The organism is Streptomyces sp. NPDC005811 (assembly GCF_040630405.1).
Taxonomy (GTDB): domain Bacteria; phylum Actinomycetota; class Actinomycetes; order Streptomycetales; family Streptomycetaceae; genus Streptomyces.
Window position 1 is genome coordinate 13,218 of the sequence record NZ_JBEXXK010000002.1, and the last position, 16,652, is coordinate 29,869.

At 74.0% G+C, this 16,652-nt stretch carries 17 protein-coding genes; 11 read left to right on the plus strand and 6 right to left on the minus strand.

Annotated elements, in window-relative coordinates:
* Positions 1–102 precede the first annotated feature (102 nt).
* On the plus strand, positions 103–1,062 hold the full coding sequence (locus tag ABZ490_RS02140; RefSeq protein WP_358983004.1) for a fibronectin type III domain-containing protein: 960 nt from the start codon (positions 103–105) through the stop codon (positions 1,060–1,062).
* 181 nt (positions 1,063–1,243) lie between these two features.
* Positions 1,244–1,786, plus strand: coding sequence for a hypothetical protein (locus tag ABZ490_RS02145; RefSeq protein ID WP_358983006.1), 543 nt, complete (start codon positions 1,244–1,246; stop codon positions 1,784–1,786).
* A gap of 21 nt (positions 1,787–1,807) precedes the next feature.
* Here the strand turns inward: ABZ490_RS02145 and ABZ490_RS02150 are convergent, their stop codons facing one another.
* The 3 genes from ABZ490_RS02150 to ABZ490_RS02160 all read right to left on the minus strand — a co-directional run bounded on the left by ABZ490_RS02150 (position 1,808) and on the right by ABZ490_RS02160 (position 4,869).
* Positions 1,808–2,353 (minus strand): PadR family transcriptional regulator, encoded by a 546-nt coding sequence (locus ABZ490_RS02150; protein WP_358983008.1) that lies wholly within the window; start codon positions 2,351–2,353, stop codon positions 1,808–1,810.
* A 31-nt stretch (positions 2,354–2,384) separates the two neighbouring features.
* Entirely contained in the window at positions 2,385–4,400 is a 2,016-nt protein-coding gene (locus tag ABZ490_RS02155) for an NADPH-dependent 2,4-dienoyl-CoA reductase (RefSeq protein ID WP_358983010.1), read from the minus strand.
* A gap of 100 nt (positions 4,401–4,500) precedes the next feature.
* The gene (locus ABZ490_RS02160) at positions 4,501–4,869 is read right to left on the minus strand and encodes a hypothetical protein (RefSeq protein ID WP_358983012.1); all 369 of its coding nucleotides are present in this window, start codon (positions 4,867–4,869) and stop codon (positions 4,501–4,503) included.
* Between the two features lie 310 nt (positions 4,870–5,179).
* On the opposite strand from ABZ490_RS02160, the gene ABZ490_RS02165 reads away from it, so the two are divergent.
* Positions 5,180–7,243: a SpoIIE family protein phosphatase gene (locus tag ABZ490_RS02165; protein WP_358983014.1), complete on the plus strand. Its 2,064-nt coding sequence runs from the start codon at positions 5,180–5,182 to the stop codon at positions 7,241–7,243.
* 127 nt (positions 7,244–7,370) lie between these two features.
* Positions 7,371–8,093, plus strand: coding sequence for a hypothetical protein (locus ABZ490_RS02170; protein ID WP_358983016.1), 723 nt, complete (start codon positions 7,371–7,373; stop codon positions 8,091–8,093).
* Here ABZ490_RS02170 and ABZ490_RS02175 read toward each other — a convergent pair.
* On the minus strand, positions 8,086–8,883 hold the full coding sequence (locus ABZ490_RS02175; RefSeq protein WP_358983018.1) for a putative protein N(5)-glutamine methyltransferase: 798 nt from the start codon (positions 8,881–8,883) through the stop codon (positions 8,086–8,088). The two genes, ABZ490_RS02170 and ABZ490_RS02175, sit on opposite strands and share 8 nt — an antisense overlap.
* Positions 8,884–9,034: 151 nt before the next feature.
* Between ABZ490_RS02175 and ABZ490_RS02180 the strand changes: the two genes are divergently transcribed.
* A complete protein-coding gene (locus ABZ490_RS02180; protein WP_358983020.1) occupies positions 9,035–9,469 on the plus strand; it encodes a MarR family winged helix-turn-helix transcriptional regulator in 435 nt (144 codons plus the stop codon).
* A gap of 82 nt (positions 9,470–9,551) precedes the next feature.
* Positions 9,552–10,376 (plus strand): hypothetical protein, encoded by an 825-nt coding sequence (locus tag ABZ490_RS02185; RefSeq protein WP_358983022.1) that lies wholly within the window; start codon positions 9,552–9,554, stop codon positions 10,374–10,376.
* Between the two features lie 49 nt (positions 10,377–10,425).
* Here the strand turns inward: ABZ490_RS02185 and ABZ490_RS02190 are convergent, their stop codons facing one another.
* A complete protein-coding gene (locus ABZ490_RS02190; protein ID WP_358983025.1) occupies positions 10,426–11,127 on the minus strand; it encodes a GNAT family N-acetyltransferase in 702 nt (233 codons plus the stop codon).
* Positions 11,124–12,050, minus strand: a complete 927-nt coding sequence (locus ABZ490_RS02195) for an NADP-dependent oxidoreductase (RefSeq protein ID WP_358983588.1) — start codon at positions 12,048–12,050, stop codon at positions 11,124–11,126. The genes ABZ490_RS02190 and ABZ490_RS02195 overlap by 4 nt, the downstream gene beginning before the upstream one ends.
* A 169-nt stretch (positions 12,051–12,219) precedes the next feature.
* Between ABZ490_RS02195 and ABZ490_RS02200 the strand changes: the two genes are divergently transcribed.
* From ABZ490_RS02200 to ABZ490_RS02220, 5 genes are all read left to right on the plus strand, one after another.
* Positions 12,220–12,825, plus strand: coding sequence for a sulfite oxidase-like oxidoreductase (locus tag ABZ490_RS02200; RefSeq protein ID WP_358983027.1), 606 nt, complete (start codon positions 12,220–12,222; stop codon positions 12,823–12,825).
* Positions 12,818–13,588 carry a ferredoxin reductase gene (locus ABZ490_RS02205; RefSeq protein WP_358983029.1) on the plus strand — a complete coding sequence of 257 codons (771 nt, stop codon included), beginning with the start codon at positions 12,818–12,820 and terminating at the stop codon, positions 13,586–13,588. Before ABZ490_RS02200 ends, ABZ490_RS02205 begins: the two co-directional genes overlap by 8 nt.
* Before the next feature lie 133 nt (positions 13,589–13,721).
* On the plus strand, positions 13,722–14,309 hold the full coding sequence (locus ABZ490_RS02210; RefSeq protein ID WP_358983030.1) for a hypothetical protein: 588 nt from the start codon (positions 13,722–13,724) through the stop codon (positions 14,307–14,309).
* 102 nt (positions 14,310–14,411) lie between these two features.
* Positions 14,412–15,380: an acetylxylan esterase gene (locus ABZ490_RS02215; RefSeq protein ID WP_358983032.1), complete on the plus strand. Its 969-nt coding sequence runs from the start codon at positions 14,412–14,414 to the stop codon at positions 15,378–15,380.
* A 102-nt stretch (positions 15,381–15,482) separates the two neighbouring features.
* Positions 15,483–16,649 (plus strand): serine hydrolase domain-containing protein, encoded by a 1,167-nt coding sequence (locus ABZ490_RS02220; RefSeq protein WP_358983034.1) that lies wholly within the window; start codon positions 15,483–15,485, stop codon positions 16,647–16,649.
* Positions 16,650–16,652 lie beyond the last annotated feature (3 nt).

Below are 16,652 nucleotides of genomic sequence, written 5' to 3' on the forward strand. Positions count from 1 at the left end.
AGCGGCCGTCTTCATGTGTTCGCCATCTTGCCGCGCCCGCACCCCCACGCCATATTGGTCCGGACCAATACCGGTGTGTGTCGGTCCCCGGGAGGCGAAACCGTGCGCCGTGTGGTGCTGTGCGGGCTGGCGCTGGCCGTGTCGTGCGGGTGCTCGGCCGGCGGCGGGGACGGGGAGCGGCCCCCGGGCGCCCCCACGGGGGTGACCGCCCGGGCCGGGAGCGCGACCAGTGTGCACGTCATGTGGAACGCGGTCGCCGCCGATCCGCCGGTCGACGTCTACGAGGTCTACCGGGGCACCGCGAAGGTCGCCGACGTGCCCGGCTCCGCGCACATGCTGGACGTCGTCCGGCTCGCGCCGGCCACCTCCTACGTCTTCACCGTGCGGGCCCGCGACGGTGACGGCAGGCTCGGGCCGCCCGGCCGGCGGGTGCGGGCGACGACCCCGGCGGCTGCTCCGGCGGACACCTCGGCGCCGACCCGCCCGGGCCGGGTCACCGGCCGGGCCGCCGGGAGCCGCGCGGTCCAGCTGTCCTGGTCGGCCTCGGCGGACGACGGCACGGTGGTCTCGTACGACGTCTACCAGGGCGGCGCGCGGATCCACAGCGTCGGCGGGGGCCAGACGGCGACCGTCGTGACGGGGCTGCGGCCGGGCACCGCGTACGCGTTCACCGTCCGGGCCCGGGACGCCGCCGACAACCTGTCCCCGGCGGGCCCGGCCGTGCGCGTGACCACGCCGCCCGGCGCCGACGAGGGAACGGGTACGGCGCCTTCCGGCTTCCGTGCCGCGGCCCACCGCGCGGCCGACGGGGCGTACTACCTCGACCTGTCCTGGGTGGCGCCCCCGGTGGACGGTGTGGTCACGGAGTACGGGATCCGGCTCGACGGCGCGGCGGTCACCTCGCTGGTGTGGGGCGGGACGCCCCCGCGCGGCAGGGCGACGTACAGCTTCTACCTCGGGCGCGAGAAGGGGGTCAGCCACCGGGTGCGGCTGCGGGCGCGGCTGCCGGACGGGACGTGGGGGGCGTACTCGCCGGAGCGGACGGTGACGACCGGGAGTTGACCGGCCGGGCGGCCGGCGCCCGCTTCGTGGGCCGTCCGAAGGAATCCGTCACCTGCCCGGATGCGGTCCGGGTGCGGCCCGGTCCGGGGGCACATTGGCTGCCTCTGAGGCAGCACGGGCGTACCCGACCCCTCGGCGGCGCAAGGGATGTACCGCCAACCGTGCCGCCGGAGGGCATCCGATGCGCACTTCCCGTCTTCTTCTCCGCTCGGGACCGGCCGTGGCAGCCGCCGCCGTGCTGTCGGTCGTCCTGACCGCACAGCCGGCGGCCGCGGTCTCCGGCATCTCCGTGAGCACGACCGGCTCCACGGTGTCGGTGGTGACCAGCGCCTGCACCCAGATCAACGGCAGCTGGGGCACCGCCGCGCTGCTGAGCAGCGGTCAGGCGAGCTTCGCCCAGGGGCGCCAGGTGGCGCTGTCGGGCACGACCGTCAGCCAGTCCGCCGCCTGGTCGGGCGTCTCCCCCGGCACCTACACCGTGGTCGTCATGTGCTCCAACGGCACCACCGCGGGCACCCAGTCCGTGATCGTGTCGGCCCCGTCCACCCCGACGATCTCCGCCACGGCGTCCGCCTCGCCGTCGCGGGGTGTGATGGGCGGGCTGGGCGGCGCGGCCCGGGACGTCGGCCCGGTGACGATGGGGGTGGGCGGTGCGCTGGTGGGCGTCGGGGTGATCGCGGCGGCCTGGTTCCTGCGCCGCCGCGCAAAGCCGTACCGCCTGTAGAACGCGCCCCCCTCGGGGCCCCTAGGGGGTGTCCTCCACGCGTGGCAGCTCCTTCAGTGCCTCGGTGAGCCACTGGATCCAGAAGGTCTCCAGTTCGATGCCCGCGCGCAGGACCAGGTGTTGCAGCCTGGCCTGCGCGCTGTCGTCACCGGGCGGGAAGTCGCGCTTCTCGATCTCCTCGTACTCGGCCAACTGCCGCCGGTGCAGCTCCAGATGGCGGCCCAGGTCGGCCTCCAGGCCCGCGGTGCCGACCACGGCCGCGGCGCGGAGCCTGAGCAGCAGCGCGTCACGGTGCGGCTTGGGGTCCTGCGACGCGGCCGTCCACCGCGCCAGTTCGGCGCGGCCCGCGGGCAGGACCTCGTAGGCCTTCTTCTGCCCCCGGGCCGGCTGCGCGGCGGGCAGCGCGCGGATGTGGCCCTCGGCCTCCAGCTTCCCGAGCTCGCGATAGATCTGCTGGTGCGTCGCCGACCAGAAGTATCCGATCGACTTGTCGAACCGGCGGGTCAGATCCAGCCCCGAGGACGGCTTCTCGAGCAGGGCGGTGAGGATCGCGTGCGGGAGTGACATGGGGTCATCCTAGGGAGGGGCCCCTACGGGCCTACAGTGCCGCCGCCAGCTCGGTGCCCTGCTTGATGGCGCGCTTGGCGTCGAGTTCGGCGGCCACGTCGGCGCCGCCGATGAGGTGGGCCTTCGTGCCGGTGGCGAGCAGGGCCTCGTAGAGGTCGCGGCGCGGATCCTGGCCGGTGCACAGCACGACGGTGTCGACCTCCAGGACCGTGCTCTCGTCACCGACGGTGATGTGCAGGCCGGCGTCGTCGATCCGGTCGTAGCGCACGCCCGGGACCATGGTGACGCCCCGGTGCTTGAGCTCGGTGCGGTGGATCCAGCCGGTGGTCTTGCCGAGGCCTGCGCCGACCTTGCTGGTCTTGCGCTGGAGGAGGTGGACCGTGCGCGGCGGGGCGGGGCGCTCGGGGGCGGCGAGGCCGCCGCGGTCCGCGTAGTCCATGTCGACGCCCCACTGGCGGAAGTACACGGCCGGGTCCTCGCTCGCCCCGTCGCCGCCGTCGGTGAGGAACTCGGCGACGTCGAAGCCGATGCCGCCCGCGCCGAGGATCGCCACCCGGTCGCCGACGGGCGCGCCGTCGCGCAGGACGTCGAGGTAGCCGACGACGCTCGGGTGGTCGACGCCCGGGATGTCGGGGGTGCGCGGGGCGACTCCGGTGGCGACGACGACCTCCTCGTAGCCCGCCAAGTCGTCCGCGGCGACGGGGGTGTTGAGGCGGACCTCCACTCCGTGCGCGTCGAGCTGGTGGCGGAAGTAGCGCAGCGTCTCGTCGAACTCCTGCTTGCCGGGGACCTTGCGGGCCACGTTGAGCTGGCCGCCGATCTCGTCCGCGGCGTCGAACAGCGTGACGTCATGGCCGCGTTCGGCCGCCGACACCGCGCAGGCGAGGCCGGCCGGTCCGGCGCCGACGACCGCGACGCGCTTGCGCAGCCGGGTCGGGGAGAGGACGAGTTCGGTCTCGTGACAGGCGCGCGGGTTGACCAGGCAGGAGGTGATCCGGCCGCTGAACGTGTGGTCCAGGCAGGCCTGGTTGCAGCCGATGCAGGTGTTGATGGCCTCGGGTGTGCCGGCCGCGGCCTTGTTCACGAAGTCGGGGTCGGCGAGCATCGGCCGGGCCATGGAGATCATGTCGGCGCGGCCTTCGGCGAGCAACTGCTCGGCGAGCTCGGGGGTGTTGATGCGGTTGGTGGTGACGAGCGGGATGGTCACCGCGCCCATCAGCCGCTTCGTCACCCAGGTGTAGGCGCCGCGCGGCACGGAGGTCGCGATGGTGGGGATCCGGGCCTCGTGCCAGCCGATGCCGGTGTTGACGAGGGTCGCGCCGGCCTCCTCGACGGCCTTCGCGAGGGTGACCACCTCGTCCAGGGTGGAGCCGCCGGGCACCAGGTCCAGCATGGACAGCCGGTAGACGACGATGAAGTCCTCGCCGACCGCCTCGCGCACCCGGCGCACGATCTCCACGGGGAAGCGCATGCGGTTCTCGTACGAGCCGCCCCAGCGGTCGGTGCGGTGATTGGTCGGGGCGGCGATGAACTCGTTGACGAGGTAGCCCTCGGAGCCCATGATCTCGACGCCGTCGTAGCCGGCCTGCCGGGCGAGGCGGGCGGTGCGGGCGTAGTCGTCGACGGTGCGCTCGACCTCGGCGTCGGTGAGCTCACGGGGCGGGAAGGGGCTGATGGGGGCCTGGAGGGGGCTCGGGGCGACCAGGTCCGGGTGGTAGGCGTAGCGGCCGAAGTGCAGGATCTGCATCGCGATCCGGCCGCCCTCGCGGTGCACGGCCTCGGTGATCGTCCGGTGCTGCTCCGCCTCCTCCTCGGTGGTGAGCTTGGCGCCGCCCTCGTACGGGCGCCCCTCGTCGTTGGGGGCGATACCGCCGGTGACGATCAGGCCCACTCCGCCGCGGGCCCGGGCGGCGTAGAACTCCGCCATGCGGTCGAAGCCGCCGTCGGCCTCTTCCAGGCCGACGTGCATCGAGCCCATCAGGACGCGGTTGGGCAGCGTGGTGAAGCCCAGGTCGAGCGGGCTCAGCAGATGGGGGTAACGGCTCATGGCGGCCTCCGTGCGCGGCGGTGTTCGCCTCCAGTTCTAGAGGACCGCGCACGGTTTATGCAACTAGTTGCAAAACAAGTTCAGGGGTGACGTGCGGCACTCACCTGCTCTCCAGGAGAACGTGCAGTTCGCGTTCCTGGTCTCCCGAGGCCGAGGCGAGGTCGCGTACCGAGAACATCGAGTCGAGCGTGGAGCGCAGCCGCTCGATCGCCCAGTAGCCGCCCTGGGCGTCGGCCTCGACGGAGGACGAGAGCCGGGCGGGCGCCGGGCACGCGTGGGTCTCGGTGACCTCGAAGGTGCCCAGCCACACCATCGGACGGGTCTCGTGGAGCTGCTGCGGCACCTCGTCGGGGCCGCGGTCGGACTCGAAGCAGGCGCAGAGGGTGTCGAAGACGATCCGCGCGTCCTCCTTGCTGCATCCACTGATCTCGAGGGAGACGGGCTCCTCGTGCGGTCGTGCACGGTCCATCGTGATCGCTCCTCTCGTGCGGTGGCACGGCCGGGCGGGTACCCCGCACACCGCGTCACCACCCCAGAAAACCACCACTTTCCGGGCAGGACCAGCGAGGCGGGCGACGCGACGACCACACGCGGGGTGCCGGTCCGGCCCTGCGACGGACTCTGTCCCGTCTTGAGGCGAAACGGCGTCCGCCCGCGTACTGGAGGAGCATGGAGAAGAACGCCCCGATCCGTGGGAGAAAAGGATTGACCGCCCTGGAACAGGGGGAGTCGGCACAGGGGACAGCGTGCCTCGGCAAGGCGCGGAGGCGGTGCGTGGCATGAGTGCGGCAGCCGGATCGTCCAGCGCCGCGGGCGGCGCCCCCGCCCTGCCCAGCGGGCTGCTGGACGTACTGAACGTGGCCTCGGTGGTGCTCGACACCAAGGGGCGCGTCGTGCTGTGGAGCCCGCAGGCCGAGGAGCTGTTCGGCTACACGGCGGACGAGGCGCTGGGGCGGTACGCGGCCCAGGTGATGATCCACGAGCGCCATGTCGACCTGGTGGTCAAGCTGTTCGCCGACGTCATGGTGACCGGCCAGAGCTGGGCCGGGGCGTTCCCCGTCCGCCGCAAGGACGGCTCCACCCGGATGGTGGAGTTCCGCAACATGCGGCTGGTCAACGACCAGGGCACGGTCTACGCCCTGGGACTCGCGGCGGACCAGTCGACGGTGCGCCGGCTGGAGCGGGACGTGGCGCTGTCCACCCGGATGGTCGCCCAGTCCCCCATCGGTCTGGCCGTGGTCGACCCGGACCTGCGGTTCGTCTCGGTCAATCCGGCGCTGGCGCGGATCAACGGTCTGCCGCCGGAGGAGCACCTCGGCCGCCGGATCCGCGAGGTGCTGCCCGCGATGAACGCGGACGCGCTGGAGGCGGCGGTGCGGGAGGTGCTGCGGACCGGGGAGCCGCTCGTCGACCGGTCCACGGTCGGCCGGACCCCGGCCGACCCGGACCACGACCACGCGTGGGCGGTCTCGCTGTACCGGCTGGAGGACTCGCGCGGCACCGTGCTGGGTGTGGCCGCCTCGGTCGTCGACGTCACCGACCAGTACCGGGCGGGCCTGGAGGCCGAGGCGGCCCGGCGCAGACTCGCGCTGATCGCCGACGCCTCGGCCCGTATCGGCACCACCCTGGACCTGGAGCGCACGGCCCGCGAGCTGGCCGAGGTCGCCGTGCCGGAACTGGCGGACGTGGCCTCGGTGGACCTGCTCGACGACGTGGTGGCGGGCCGCCCCTTCGGTCTCCACCCCGCCGAGGCGGCCGCCATCCGCTGCCTCGCGGTGCGGGCCGTCGACGCACCCGAGGCCCTGCGGGCCGCCGACCCGGCCGGCCAGGTGGTCCGCTACGACCCCGACCAGCTCGTCACGGAGTGCGTGCGCACCGGGCAGCCGGTCGTGATCGCACGGGTCGAGGAGGGGGACCTGGCCCGGATCGCGCCCTCCGCCGAGGCCGCCGCGCTGCTGGCCCGTGCCGGGGTGCACTCCTGGATGGCCGTCCCGCTGATCGCCCGCGGCGAGGTGCTCGGCGCGCTGGACCTCCAGCGGATCCACAACCCGCTGCCGTTCGGCCGGGACGACCTGCTGCTCGCCCGCGAGCTGGCGGCCCGCGCGGCCGTGCAGATCGACAACGCCCGCTGGTACCAGAACGCCCGGACGACCGCGCTCACCCTCCAGCGCAGCCTGCTGCCCAGCCACCCGCCGGTCACCGGCGGCCTGGAGGTCGCCTCGCGCTACCAGCCGGCCGACGCCACCACCGAGGTCGGCGGGGACTGGTTCGACGTCATCCCGCTCGAGGACGGCAAGACCGCGCTGGTCGTCGGCGACGTGATGGGCAGCGGCATCGACGCCGCCGCGGCGATGGGCCGGCTGCGCACCGCGACGACCACCCTGGCCTCCCTCGATCTCGACCCGGCGGTGCTCCTGGAGCACCTCGACCGGATCACCCAGGGCCTCGACCACTCCATCGCCACCTGTGTGTACGCCGTCCACGAACCCCGGCTGGGCCGCTGCCGCATCGCCAACGCCGGGCATCTGCCGCCGGCCCGGGTACGCCCGGGGGTGCCGCCGGAGCTGCTGGAGCTGCCCACGGGCGCGCCGCTGGGCGTGGGCGGGGTCGCCTTCTCCACGACCGAGGTCGCGTTCGCGCCCGGCGACCAGCTGGTGCTGTACACGGACGGGCTGGTGGAGACCCGGGTGCACTCCCTCGACGAGCGCCTGGATGCGCTGCTCGCGCTCCTCGACGACCCGAAGCGCCCCCTGGAGGAGCTCTGCGACCATCTGCTGACCGCGTTGCACCACCCCGACAACCACGACGACGTGGCCCTTCTCGTGGCGCGGGCCCGCGGCTGAGAGCCCGGCGGTCCGATTCACAGGGTTTTATTACCGCTTCCTTATCGCACTGATCCGACAATCACACTGAGGAGTGCCAGCCGTTTCCCGCCGTGCCCGCCGGGCGGGCCGAGGAAGGTGAGCCGTGATGCAGGAGCATGAGCAGCCGGAAGAGCCGGACGAGGTCGAGGTGCTCTCGGGGCCGGGCGGCGAGGAACGCGCGCCGGGATCGCCGGCCGCCCGTCCGTGGCGCCGTTCGGTGCGCGGTCGTGCGGTGATCGCGGCCACGGCCGTCGCGGTGCTGGCCCTCGGCGGCACTGTCGCCTACGCGGCGGCCTCGGGCGGCTCGTCCGACGGCTCCCCCTCGGCGTCCCCGTCGGCCACGGCGCCGTCGTCGCCGTCCGAGGGGCCCGACGGCGGACACGGACGCGGCGGCCCCTGGTTCGGCTTCGGGTTCGGCGGCGACGCCGCGCACGGCGAGGCGACCGTGAAGGACCGCGACACCGGCAAGTGGGTCGTACGGGTCTGGCAGCGCGGCACGGTCGAGAAGGTGGACGGCGACCGGGTCACGGTGAAGAGCGAGGACGGCACCTCGTGGACCTGGACGGTCGGTGCGGACACCACCGTGCGCACCGACGGCACGTCCGGCTCCGGGGCGTCCGCGCTGAAGAAGGGCGACACGGTGGTCGTCGTCGGCTCCCGCTCGGGCGACACCTACACGGCGGACCGGGTCGTCTCCGGCGACTTCTCCGGCTTCCGCGGCCGTGGCCCGGACAAGGACGACCGGCACGGCGGCTTCCCGGGACACGGCCCGTGGAACCGCGGGGACGACAGCTCCCCCGGCCCCACGGGCAGCGGCGCCGCTACCTGACCCGGGTCCCCAGCACGACGTGGGCGTACCGTTCCTCGTCCTCGGCCGGACGGACCGTCAGACCGGCCCGGGCGAAGGCCTCCACGGCGGCCGGGGCCTGCCGCTCGCTGGTCTCCACCAGGAGGACCCCGCCGGGCGCCAGCCATTCGGGCGCCCCGGCGGCGACCCTGCGCAGCACGTCGAGTCCGTCGCCGCCGCCGTCCAGGGCGGTGCGGGGCTCGTGCTCGCGGGCCTCCGCGGGCAGCAGGGGGACCTCGCCGGTGGGGACGTACGGCACATTGGCGGCCAGGATGTCGATCCGGCCCCGCAGCCGGCCGGGGAGCGCCTCGAACAGATCGCCCTGATGGGTGTGGCCGCCGTGGGCGGCGACATTGGCCCGGGCGCAGCGCACCGCCGCCGGGTCTATGTCGGCCGCGTGCAGGTCCACTTCGCCGAGCGCCGCGGCCAGAGCGGCGCCGACCGCGCCCGACCCGCAGCACAGGTCCACGACGACCGAGGCGTGCGGGGCGTGCGCGAGGGCCTGTTCGACGAGGAACTCGGTACGGCGGCGGGGCACGAAGACACCGGGTTCGACGGTGATCCGCAGCCCGCGGAACTCGGCCCAGCCGACGACGAGTTCGAGCGGCTGCCCGGCCACGCGGCGGGCCACCATGGCGTCGCGTTCGGCGGGCGTACGGGCGGTGGAGAGGATCAGCTCCGCCTCGTCCTCGGCGAAGACGCACCCGGCGGCGCGCAGCGCGGCGACGACGGCGTCACGGGAGGAGGAAGAAGAAAGAGAGGAGAGAGACATCGAAGGAAGAACACCTTTCGGGGAAACGAACGGCGGTAATCGGTCTCACCTCCTCGCGTCGCACGGGCCATGAGGTCCACGGCCGGTCGATCACCTTAGCACCCCCGCTCCCGGAGTTGTAGAATGCAACCAAGAACGTGAGGGAGCCCCCATGCAAGCAGCCGAGGCCGTGGAGACCATCCAGCGGGAGATGACGGTCTTCGCCCGGCGGGCCCGTGCCTCCGCCGGCCGGCTGCATCCCGAGCTGTCGCTGGTGTCGTACACCCTTCTCGGGCATCTGGAGGAGAGCGGCGGGTGCCGCGCCACGGACCTGGCCGCGCTGCACGCCCTGGACAAGTCGACGGTCAGCCGCCAGGTGGCCGCCCTGGAGCGGGCGGCCCTGATCGAGCGCCGGGTCGACCCCGCGGACCACCGCGTCCAGCTCCTCCATCTCACCGAAGCCGGCCGCCGCATCCTCGCCCAGGTCACCGAGAGCCGCCGCGCGGCCTTCCGGGAACGGCTCGCCGCGTGGCCACAGGGGGACCTGGAGCGGTTCGCGGAGTATCTGGTCCGGTACAACGCCTGGGGCACCCCGCCCGTCGACTGACCGGCCCGGCCCCGGATGTCAGTGCCGTGCGGTTCACTTCCTCCTGTACGTCACTCTTGCGCCGCATCCCGGGAGTTCGCCCATGTCCGACGCCCACCCGACCCCGACCGCCGACGCTTGGCGGGACACCCTCGCCCAGGCCCTCGGCGAGGTGGTCGGCCGTCCGCTCTCCTCGTTCCCGGACGTTCCCTACGGCGCCTACTACACGGGCAACTTCCTCGCCGAGAGCGAGCTGGACCGGGAACCCGCCTGGGTGGACCGCGCGGCGCTGGCCGGTGAGGAGCCCGTGCGCCTGGACCATCTGCTGCTGACGCCGCCCGGTGACTGTGACGAGACGGTCCTGGTGTTCGACGCCGGCCGGTCCCTGTTCACCGTGGTTCCGGGTGCGTTCCCCGCCGGGCTCGCCGAGGAACTCGTCGCGCTCGGTCGGGACCACGACGATCTGCTGTCCGGCGCCGAGCTGGGCCGGCTCGCCGCCCGGCACGGCGTCGACCTCGCCGCCGACGGCCTGCCCGGCAGGGCCTGGACGGTGTGGGAGGCGCGGATAGCCTCCGGCGACAGCCTCCTCGACGCGCTGCGCGCAGCCACCGGACTGCACGCCGCGACCGGCCCGCACGACGTGCCCGCCGGTCTCGGTGACGCGGCGGACGAGGTCGACGAGGAGGCGCACGAGCGGGTCGCCGCCGTCCAGGACGACGCGCTGCGCGACTATCTGGCCGCGTTCTGCGACCCGGAATCGCACGACCTGGCCCTGAGCCGCTACGCCACGGCGGACGGGGAGACGGACGCCGAGGAGGACGAGGAAGAGTACGAGGAGGAGGACGAGGAGACCGATGAGGGGCTCGTCATCCGCTGGGAGGGCGCGGTCGACCAGTACGAGGTCACGGTCCGGCGGGCGGACGCCTGATCGGCTCACGGGTGATCGCCGCGCCGCTCGCGCCCGACGCGCCTCCCGTCTACGGCACCAGCGCCCCCGGCCGCTCCGGTGTCCGTGCCGCCAGGAACGCGGTCCGGCGGCGCAGCCGGAAGCCCAGGGACTCGTAGAGGCGGATGGCGCCGGCGTTGCCCGCGCCGGTGTGCAGGAACGGGGTCTCGCCACGGGCGCGGATGCCGTGGGCGACGGCGAGGATCAGCCGGGTGGCGAGGCCCTCGCCGCGGTGGGCAGGGTCGGTGCAGACCGCGCTGATCTCGGTCCAGCCCGGCGGGTGCAGCCGCTCGCCGGCCATGGCGATCAGGGCGCCGTCTCGGCGGATGCCGAGATAGGTGCCGAGTTCGACGGTGCGCCGTTCGAACGGTCCGGGCTGGGTGCGGGCGACCAGATCGAGCATCTCGGGGACGTCCGCAGGACCGAGGCGGACCGCCTCCGGATCCGGGGCCGCCGCGAGACCGTCGTCGACGAGCTGGACGCCCTCCACCCGGAAGGTGATCTCCCAGCCCTCGGGGACCTCGCCCCGGAAGCCGGGCAGCGGCACCTCCGCGCCGGGACCGGCGAGGGCCGCGAGGTCCGCCCAGTCGTCGGCGTCCGGGTCGTCCGGCAGGGCCAGCCAGGGCGAGACGTCCACCGGGTAGCGCAGCACCCGGCCCCGGCGCTCGGCGAAGTGCGCGTGCGGCCCGGTGAGGGAGGCGAGCGCGGGGTTGTCCAGGACGTGCGCGCTCATCCGGCGACCTCGATCACTATCTTGCCCTGGGCATGCCCGCTCTCGACCTCGCGCAGCGCCTCGTCGGCCCGCTCCAGCGGGAAGGTCCGGGTGATGTGGGGGTCCAGGTCCCCGGCGACGACCAGGTCCGCGACGGCCCGCAGGACGTCCGCGCTGCGGGCCCGGAGCACCCGGGCGCCGCCCAGCGCCTCGACCTCCTCGGCCGGCGCACCGGCGGTGATCAGGTGCGCGGGGTCCTTCACCAGGGCGGCCGCGGTGTGCAGCACCTCGCCGCCGACGAGGTCGTAGACCCCGTCGATCCCGTCCGGGGCGGCGGCCCGGACCCGTGCGGCCCAGCCGGGACCCGAGGGGACGTGGACCACGCCGAGCGACTCCAGGAGGGCCTTCTTGCCCTCGCCCGCGACACCGACGACCCGCACCCCGAGGGCGCGGGCGATCTGCACCGCCGCCACGCCCACACCGCCACCCGCACCCGTCACCAGGAGCGTCGCGCCGGCGGGCAGGCCGAGCTGGTGGACGCCGTCGTAGGCGGTCGCGGCGGCCACGGGGAGGGTGGCCGCGGCGGCGGCGGACAGGGCGGCGGGCCGGTGCGCGGTGATGTCGGCCGCGAGCAGCGCGTACGCGGCGTAGCCGCCCGCGACGGCGGTGCCGAACACCTCGTCGCCGGGCGCGAACCCGGTGACGCCCTCGCCGGTCTCCTCGACCACGCCGGACACCTCGTTGCCCAGCACCGAGGGGAACACCCGCTCGGCGCTGTCGCCGGGGCGCCGGTAGCCCTGGCGGAGCTTCCAGTCGACCGGGTTCACCCCGGCGGCGCGCACGGCGACGAGGACCTCCCCGGGGCCGGGGCTCGGCCGGTCCACGTCCACGAACGCCTCGGTCTCCGGTCCGCCGTACCGCGTGAAGACGTACGCCTTGGGCATCTTCTTCCTCACTCTCCTTGCGCTGCGTCCGGAGCACGGGCCCCGGCACCGATCGCCAAGGAGCGGCGCCCGGTGGCTATTCCCGGGGCCGGGCAGTGTTCATACGGCCGCAATGATGGGTGCGCTGACCTGGGGCGGAGCACCCATGACGACAGCGTACGGTTGAAGCATGAACGTCACCCGAGGCTTCACCGGGCGCGCCCGTGTCGACCACCCCGGTCTTCCGCCGGGGCAGTACGACGCGGGCGACGACTGGCCCGTGCTCTCCGCCGAGGTCACCCCGGACCTCTCCCCCGCCGACTGGACCTTCCGGATCGACGGGCTGGTCCGGGAGGCCCGCACCTGGGACTGGGACGAGGCGCACACACTGCCGGGGTCGGCGTACGAGGGTGACATCCACTGTGTGACCAGCTGGTCGAAGTTCGGGGTGCGGTTCGGGGGTGTGTCGCTGGACGCCTTCCTGGATGTGGTGGGGGTGCACGCGTCGGCGACGCACGCCGTGGCGTACTCGCACACCGGGTACACCACGAACCTGCCGCTGGGCGATCTCACCGGCGGGCGGGCCTGGATCGCCTGGGAGTACGACGGCAAGCCGCTCGCCGCGGAGCACGGCGGCCCGGCCCGGCTGCTGGTGCCGCATCTGTACTTCTGGAAGAGCGCCAAGTGGATCGCGGGCCTGAGGCTGCTCGACCACGACGAGCCGGGCTTCTGGGAGCAGAACGGCTACCACGAGCGGGGCAACCCCTGGGAGGAGCAGAGGTACTCCGGTGACTGAGACCACCGCCCCGCCCTCCTTCGTGCCGCCGACGCGGTTCGCCGTGCCCGGCCGGATCGCGGTGAGCAACCGGGCCGCCGCCGTGTGGCAGACGGCCACGCTCACCGGGATCCGCCGTGAGACCCCCCACGCGGCGACCTTCCGGTTCGCCGTGCCGGCCTGGGCGGGGCATCTGCCCGGCCAGCACCTGATGCTGCGGCTGACCGCCGGCGACGGCTACACCGCCCAGCGGCACTACTCCCTGGCCTCCGCGCCCGACGACGCGGGGCACGTCGAACTGACCCTGGACCACGTCGAGGGCGGCGAGGTCTCCGGCTGGTTCCACACGCAGGCACGGGTGGGCGACCGGGTCGAGGTGCGGGGTCCGCTCAGCGGCTTCTTCGCCTGGCCCGGGGACCGGCCCGCGCTGCTGATCGGCGCCGGCTCCGGCGTCGTACCGCTGATGTCGATGATCCGGCACCGGCGGGCGCGCGCCCTGGACGTGCCGCTGCGGCTGCTGGTGTCCGCGCGCGGCCCCGAGGAGCTGATCTACGCACGCGAGTACGGCGCCGAGACCACGCCCGTCTTCACCCGGCGGGCGCCGGCGGGCGTACCCGTGGGACGGCTGGGTGCCGCGCATCTGGCCCCGGTCTTCGCGGAGCTTCCGGCCGGGGGCTGGGAGGCGTACGTGTGCGGGTCCAACGCCTTCGCCGAGCACGCCTCACGGCTGCTGGTGGCCGCCGGACAGCCGGTGGAGCGTATCCGGATCGAACGGTTCGGCTGAGCGGCCGGACCCGCGTCGGCAGCTCCGCGCATCCGGCTCCCCGTCGGGCCCGGGATCGGCTCCGGGTCGCGGATGCACTCCAATGGGGGTACCACTTTCATGTGGGCACTCGCGTGACGGCGAGGAGGTCGACATGCGAAGCCGGATGCATGGCTGGCGGTGGCGGAAGAATCCGCTGCGGCGCCGGTCGGACGTGGTGGAGGCGTGGACGGCGCTGGCCGTCGCCGTGCTGCTGCTGGTCGCCGTGCCGCTGGCCGGGGCGGTGGCCGGCCTGTGGGCCCACGACGAGGCGCAGACCGTCGCGGTCCAGCAGCGCACCGAGCGGCACCGGGTGCGGGCCGAGGTCGTCGGCCGGGTGCCCGAGAACCTGCCCTCGGCGGACGGCGTGCGGCAGCGGACGTACCGGGTGACCGTGAGCTGGACGCCGCCGGGCGGGACGGCGCGCACGGCCGAGGCCCGGGTGCCCGAGGGCACGCACAAGGGGGATCTGGTGGACGTGTGGTTCGACGCGCACGGCCGCAGCGTTCCGCCGCCGCCGACCGGTACGGCGGTCTGGCAGCACACCCTCACCATGGGCGCCTGCGCGGCGGGCGGGACCGCCGCCCTGGTGCTGCTCGGCCACGCCGTGATCCGCCGGACGGCGATGCGCCACCGGCTCGACGAGTGGGACCGGGAATGGGCGCGCACGGAACCGGAGTGGACGCGGCGCAGGCCCGCCTGAGGAGGACGGCGACAGGGCCGGCGACACGGTCTGGCGAGGCCCGCCGAGGGGCACGTACGGTGTGATCATTCGTATGGCCACTTGACAAAAAGGCGGTCCTTCATGGCCCTGTTCGACCTGTCCCTCGAGGAGCTCCACGAGTACCGCAGCGAGTCCGCCGCACCGCAGGACTTCGACGCCTTCTGGTCCAAGACGCTCCAGGAGGCCCGCGAGCACGACCTGGACGCACGCTTCGAGCGGGTCGAGACCGGCCTGTCGACGGTCGACGTGTACGACGTGACGTTCGCGGGGTACGGCGGGCACCCGGTGAAGGGCTGGCTGAAGGTGCCGGCCGCCGCAGAGGGGCCGCTGCCGCTGGTCGTGGAGTTCATCGGGTACGGCGGCGGGCGCGGGCTGCCGCACGAGAACCTGCTGTGGGCGTCGACCGGCCGGGCCCACTTCGTGATGGACACCCGGGGCCAGGGCAGCGCCTGGGGCGGCGGCGGTGGCACCGCCGATCCGGTGGGCGGCGCGCCCTCCTACCCCGGTTTCATGACCCGGGGCATCGACGCGCCGGAGCACTACTACTACCGCCGGGTGTACACGGACGCGGTGCGCGCGGTGGAGGCGGCCCGGTCGCACCCGCTGACCGACGCGAGCCGGACCGTGGCGCTGGGCGGGAGCCAGGGCGGCGGTATCACGATCGCCGTCGGCGGTCTCGTACCGGACCTGGCGGCGGTCGCGCCGGACGTGCCGTTCCTGTGCGACTTCCCGCGGGCGGCGACGCTGACGGACCGTCACCCGTACCGTGAGATCGGCCTGTTCCTGAAGACGCACCGGGGCCGCACCCAGGACGCGCTGCGCACCCTGTCCTACTTCGACGGTGTCCACTTCGCGGCGCGCGGCACCGCGCCCGCCCTGTTCTCGGCGGCGCTGGAGGACCAGACCTGCCCGCCGTCGACGGTGTTCGCCGCGTTCAACGCCTGGGCGGGGGAGGACAAGGCGATCGAGGTGTACGAATTCAACGACCACGAGGGCGGCGGCCCCTACCAGGAGGCGGCCAAGGTGCGCTGGCTGCGCGCGTACGCCTGAGGACGCGGCACACCCCTTCCCACCAGTCCGACCAGTCGGTACGTTCAGGGAGCCCGGGCCGCGCGGTGGCGGTCCGGGGTTCCGGCGTACGACGGAGGTCCCATGTCCGAGCACGTGCCACAGGTTCACGGCCATTGCGACGCGCGTTTCGCGGCGGTGCGCACGGCGTTCGAGGAGAACTTCCGCGACCGGGGCGAGCTGGGCGCCGCGGTGGCCGTCACGGTCGACGGGGTGCCGGTGGTGGACCTGTGGGGCGGCTGGGCCGACGCGGCGCGCACGCGCGCGTGGGAGCGGGACACCCTGGTCAACGTCTGGTCGACGACGAAGGGCCCCACCGCGCTGTGCGCGCACATCCTGGCCGACCGCGGGCTGCTCGACCTGGACGCGCCGGTCGCCGCGTACTGGCCGGAGTTCGCGGCGGCGGGCAAGGAGAAGGTGCTGGTACGGCATCTGCTGTCGCACCGGGCGGGACTGTCCGGGCTGCGCGAGCCGCACTCGCTGGAGGAGTTCTACGACTGGGGGACGACCACCGCCCGCCTCGCGGCGATGGAGCCGTGGTGGGAGCCGGGCACCCGGTCCGGCTATCACGCGTTCACCTACGGCTTCCTGGTCGGGGAGGTCGTCCGGCGGGTGTCGGGGCTGCTGCCGGGGGCGTTCCTGGAGCGGGAGGTGACCGGGCCGCTCGGGATCGACTTCACCATCGGGCTGCCCGAGAAGGAGGCGGGGCGGGTCGCCGAGCTGGTGCCTCCGCAGGCTGCGCCGGCCAGTGAACAGGCCGCCGTGTTCGCCCAGTTGGCGCCTGCGGCGCTCGCCGCCCTGGCCAATCCGATGGTCGGCGCCGCCGAGGCCAACTCGCCCGCGTGGCGGGCCGCCGAGATCCCGGCGGCGAACGGCCACGGCACGGCCCGCGCGGTCGCGGCGCTCTACGGTGTCGTCGCCGGGCGCGGTTCCCACGGCGGCCACCGGGTGCTCTCGCCCGAGGCGGCCGAGCGGGTGCGCGAGGGGCAGGGGGCCTGCCGGGACCTGGTGCTGGGCGTCGGGCTGGCGCACGACACGGAGGTCGCGCTGGGGCTGTGGCTCAGCGGCGCGGACGGCTCCTACGGGCCCAATCCGCGCGCGGTCGGCCACGACGGGTTCGGCGGCTCCTGCGGGCTGGCCGATCCGGAGGCCGGGGTGTCGCTCGGCTATGTCATGAACCGCATGGGGCCGAGGATCTCGGACGACCCGCGCAAGATGGCCCTGGTCGACGCCCTGTACAGCGCCTTGTGACCG

Coding starts and splice junctions, on each gene's coding strand:
- ABZ490_RS02155 (WP_358983010.1), bottom strand. CDS start 4,400: ATGAGCCGTTACCCCCATCTGCTGAGCCCGCTCGACCTGGGCTTCACC.
- ABZ490_RS02190 (WP_358983025.1), bottom strand. CDS start 11,127: ATGAGCGCGCACGTCCTGGACAACCCCGCGCTCGCCTCCCTCACCGGG.
- ABZ490_RS02210 (WP_358983030.1), top strand. CDS start 13,722: ATGCGAAGCCGGATGCATGGCTGGCGGTGGCGGAAGAATCCGCTGCGG.
- ABZ490_RS02180 (WP_358983020.1), top strand. CDS start 9,035: ATGCAAGCAGCCGAGGCCGTGGAGACCATCCAGCGGGAGATGACGGTC.
- ABZ490_RS02145 (WP_358983006.1), top strand. CDS start 1,244: ATGCGCACTTCCCGTCTTCTTCTCCGCTCGGGACCGGCCGTGGCAGCC.
- ABZ490_RS02160 (WP_358983012.1), bottom strand. CDS start 4,869: ATGGACCGTGCACGACCGCACGAGGAGCCCGTCTCCCTCGAGATCAGT.
- ABZ490_RS02215 (WP_358983032.1), top strand. CDS start 14,412: ATGGCCCTGTTCGACCTGTCCCTCGAGGAGCTCCACGAGTACCGCAGC.
- ABZ490_RS02150 (WP_358983008.1), bottom strand. CDS start 2,353: ATGTCACTCCCGCACGCGATCCTCACCGCCCTGCTCGAGAAGCCGTCC.
- ABZ490_RS02175 (WP_358983018.1), bottom strand. CDS start 8,883: ATGTCTCTCTCCTCTCTTTCTTCTTCCTCCTCCCGTGACGCCGTCGTC.
- ABZ490_RS02220 (WP_358983034.1), top strand. CDS start 15,483: ATGTCCGAGCACGTGCCACAGGTTCACGGCCATTGCGACGCGCGTTTC.
- ABZ490_RS02185 (WP_358983022.1), top strand. CDS start 9,552: ATGTCCGACGCCCACCCGACCCCGACCGCCGACGCTTGGCGGGACACC.
- ABZ490_RS02165 (WP_358983014.1), top strand. CDS start 5,180: ATGAGTGCGGCAGCCGGATCGTCCAGCGCCGCGGGCGGCGCCCCCGCC.
- ABZ490_RS02195 (WP_358983588.1), bottom strand. CDS start 12,050: ATGCCCAAGGCGTACGTCTTCACGCGGTACGGCGGACCGGAGACCGAG.
- ABZ490_RS02200 (WP_358983027.1), top strand. CDS start 12,220: ATGAACGTCACCCGAGGCTTCACCGGGCGCGCCCGTGTCGACCACCCC.
- ABZ490_RS02170 (WP_358983016.1), top strand. CDS start 7,371: ATGCAGGAGCATGAGCAGCCGGAAGAGCCGGACGAGGTCGAGGTGCTC.